This window comes from Mesorhizobium sp. M7A.F.Ca.MR.362.00.0.0 (genome assembly GCF_004023175.1).
In the GTDB taxonomy this organism is placed as follows: domain Bacteria; phylum Pseudomonadota; class Alphaproteobacteria; order Rhizobiales; family Rhizobiaceae; genus Mesorhizobium.
On the sequence record NZ_RZTF01000554.1, the window covers coordinates 1 to 3,217 of the forward strand.

At 65.6% G+C, this 3,217-nt stretch carries 4 protein-coding genes; 2 read left to right on the forward strand and 2 right to left on the reverse strand.

The window, feature by feature from the left end:
• A partial coding sequence (locus tag EOC06_RS34990) for an AMP-binding protein (RefSeq protein ID WP_164898919.1) occupies nucleotides 1-1,189 on the reverse strand: 1,189 nt, incomplete at its 3' end.
• Between the two features lie 261 nt (nucleotides 1,190-1,450).
• Between EOC06_RS34990 and EOC06_RS34995 the strand changes: the two genes are divergently transcribed.
• Both EOC06_RS34995 and EOC06_RS35000 read left to right on the forward strand, forming a co-directional pair.
• Complete coding sequence (locus tag EOC06_RS34995; protein ID WP_128309956.1) at nucleotides 1,451-2,059, forward strand: BA14K family protein; 609 nt, start codon at nucleotides 1,451-1,453, stop codon at nucleotides 2,057-2,059.
• 97 nt (nucleotides 2,060-2,156) lie between these two features.
• Nucleotides 2,157-2,504, forward strand: coding sequence for a DUF2934 domain-containing protein (locus EOC06_RS35000; protein ID WP_027035205.1), 348 nt, complete (start codon nucleotides 2,157-2,159; stop codon nucleotides 2,502-2,504).
• 406 nt (nucleotides 2,505-2,910) lie between these two features.
• On the opposite strand, the gene EOC06_RS35005 is transcribed toward EOC06_RS35000, so the two are convergent.
• A partial coding sequence (locus EOC06_RS35005; protein ID WP_164898920.1) for a DMT family transporter occupies nucleotides 2,911-3,217 on the reverse strand: 307 nt, incomplete at its 5' end.

Sequence of the window (3,217 nt, forward strand, 5' to 3'; positions counted from 1 at the left end):
CGGCAATGCCGATCTCACCCAGTTCGCCGGGCTCGGCAAGCTGCGGCAGCGAAGCGTCGAGGATGACGATCGAGTAGGTCGGCAGCGGTGCGCCGATGGTCACGGGACTGTCCGGCGTCAGCGCGCCCATGGTGGCGGTGACGGTCGCCTCGGTCGGGCCATAGGTGTTGAGGATCTGCCGTCCCGGCTTCGACCAGCGCACCACCAGATTGTGCGGGCAGGCCTCGCCGCCGACCAGCAGCGTGCGCAGGCTGGGCACATCCGACGTCATCGACGACAGCAGCGTCGGGCTGCAGGCGATGCAGGTGATGTCGTGGAGGCGCAGGAAATCGGCCAGTTCCTCGCCCACCAGCGGCATCTGGCCCGGCGCCGGCACCACCGTCGCGCCGGCGACGAACGGCACCCAGATCTCCTCGGAGGAAAAGTCGAAGGCGATGGTCATGCCCTGATAGACGCGGTCGCCCGGCCGGTAGCCGTAGGAGGCGGCGGCGACGCGGATGAAATTGACGAAACTCTGGTGCTTGATGACCACGCCCTTGGGCTTGCCCGTGGTGCCCGAGGTGTAGAGGATGTAGCAGGTGTCGTCCGATAAAGCGGCCTTCGCATGCGGCTTCAGCGGCGCGTCGGACTGTTTGGAGATTTCGGCAGCAGTGCTGTCGATCAGCAGATGCGGGACGGGCAGCTGACCGGCGCGCGACGCATAGGCGGCGATGGTGACGATCAGGCTGACGCCGGCGTCTTCGATGATGAGCGCCATCCGCTCCTCGGGGAAGGCGGTGGCGAGCGGTACGAAGGCCGCACCCGCCTTCATCACGGCGAGCAGCGCGACATAGGTCTCCGCCGAGCGGTCGAGGATGAGCCCGACGCGGTCGCCCGGCCGCACGCCGCGCTTGACCAGCAGGCGGGCGAACTGGTTGGCGCGGCTGTCCAGTTCCCGATAGGTCCAGACACGCCCGTCGGAGATCACCGCCGGCAGCGCTGCAAACATGTCGGCGAGCTGTTCGAAGACGGTGTCGAGCCGCTCGCCGGGCAGGCCTTGCCGGGCAAAGTCGGCGCCCGTTAGGATTTGCCCGCGCCTGGCTGTCGCGGGGGCCGTTTTTACCAGCGCATCGACACCTGCCAGGCCGCTCTCCAGCCCCGATCGTTCCGCGTCCAGTTCGGCGATATCGACACCGTGATCCATTTCCATGCTTTCCCATCCAGGCCGGGCATCGCCCGGCACGGCCATTTTTCCAGTTGTTGTGGGATGCTTATGCCATCCGATCTTTTCGGCAGTTTTTCCGAACTGTTGAATATTGTTTCTGAACTGTGTCTGGGCGCTCCTTTGAGCCTCCCCTGGCGGCTCTTGCCGGGCGCATTCGGCGGCAACGCTCGGGGCGTGCGCCCAGCGTTTTTCTGGAACCAGCCTTGAGGCCCCGCATTCTATGAGCAGGGACTTAAGGAGCGTGTCGTGAAAGCGGTTTTGGGACTGGTCTGCGGCTTCGTGCTGACCCTTGCGGTCTTCGGCAGCGGACTGGGTTTTGCGGCCTGGCTGCTTGCCGCAAAGCCGCCGCGCCAGGCAACGGCCACCGTCAGCGTGGCGGAGCTGTGGACCAAAAAAGCGCGGCCTGTGAACAAAGCGGGGCAGGGGCTCGAACGCCTGCCGGCCAAACAGTCCGCGCCGCCCGACATCCCCGCCAAACCGCAGGAAAAACCGCCCGACCCCACCGTCACCGGCGCCATCGCGCCCAAGGCAGCCGCCCTGCCGCCTCCGCATCTCGCCTGGTGCGCCAGCCGATATCGCTCCTACCATCCGGACGACAACAGCTACCTCTCCTACAGCGGGCAGCTGCGCCCCTGCATCTCGCCCTATCTCCAAGCCGCCGGCCAGGCTGTTTTGCCCGCCGCCGGCGATGGCGACGAAAACGGCGCCGGCCTGGGCGTCTACGTTGCCAGCGATGGCGGCGAAGCACTTTCGGCCGACCATGTCGATTCCTGCTTCAGCCGCTACCGCTCCTACCGCCCGGAAGACAACTCCTACCAGCCCTATTCAGGCGGCCCGAGACGGCAATGCCAGTAGCCCCGCGCGCCGCCCGGCATGGCGATCCGATCGCGCGGATTTTCCGGAGCGTCCGCATTGGCGCGGCGTTCAACCCTGAACCCAAGGAGGACTGACCATGAGCGACGACCGGGACGACAGGATTCGTGAGCGCGCCTACCAGATCTGGGAACGGGAAGGCCGCATGCACGGCGACCCCGAACGGCACTGGCACCAGGCCGAGGCCGAGATCGACCGCGAGTCGGCGCTGCCGCTGACGGCGGACGACGCGCTGCCTGAAACCGGCGAGATCGCCAGCTCCGACGTGCTGGAGGTCGAGGCGCTGGCGGTGCGCACCGGGATATCGGGCGACGAGGCGCAGGAACTGCTCGACCGCCTGGGCAATGACCGCGCGGCAATCGAGCAGGCCGCCCGCAGCCTCAAGGCCAAAAGGCGGCGAAACCCCGATGAGGGACTGGCGAAATGATCGGAAGCTGAAGAACGGAAAATACCGGCTGGATTGCGCGGCGGCCCCGAAAGCCCGCGCCTCTGGCGGAGGACGCGGGCCGATCGGACGGCCGATCTTCGGCAGGCGATGGAGGGCACCACCTGCCGCACAGATCAACAATTAGCTATGGCTAATGTTCCGTCAAGCTGGATCTGAATTTACTTTCGTTGAAATGTCGGCCTCCACCGCAATTGCGCCGCTGGCTTTTGGTCGGGGATGCACGGGCCCAGCGGGCAGCTGGTGCTGACGTCGATAGGAATTTTTTCCTTGACGGGTGAGGGCAGCTATGCTACATTTCTGCCTATGGTGCTGATTTGCGCCAGTCACCCGCCGCCCAGGCGGGTTTTTTGTTGACCCGCCCTCACAGCCGTCACCCGCAAGATTTCTACGCCACGCGTGGTTGAGCCGGCCTGGGCTTGACCATGGTGGCGAGCACGATGCCGGCGACGATGAAGGCCGCACCGACCAGATCGTAATCGTGCAGGCCCTCGCCGAGCAGCAGATAGGCGAGAATGGCCACGAACACCGTCTGCAGGTAGAGCAGCATGCTCGCCCGGCTCGCGCCCAGCGTTTGCACGCTTTTGTTGTAGAGATAGTACATCAGGGCGCCGCCGGGGCCTGCCAGATAGGCGAGTGCGAGAATGCTGTCGACGTTCATGGCGGAGCGTTCGTCGTTGAACAATTCCCACAAA

What these genes read in the sequence shown, in the direction of transcription:
- EOC06_RS35000 (WP_027035205.1), top strand. Translation starts at nt 2,157, where the DNA reads ATGAGCGACGACCGGGACGACAGGATTCGTGAGCGCGCCTACCAGATC.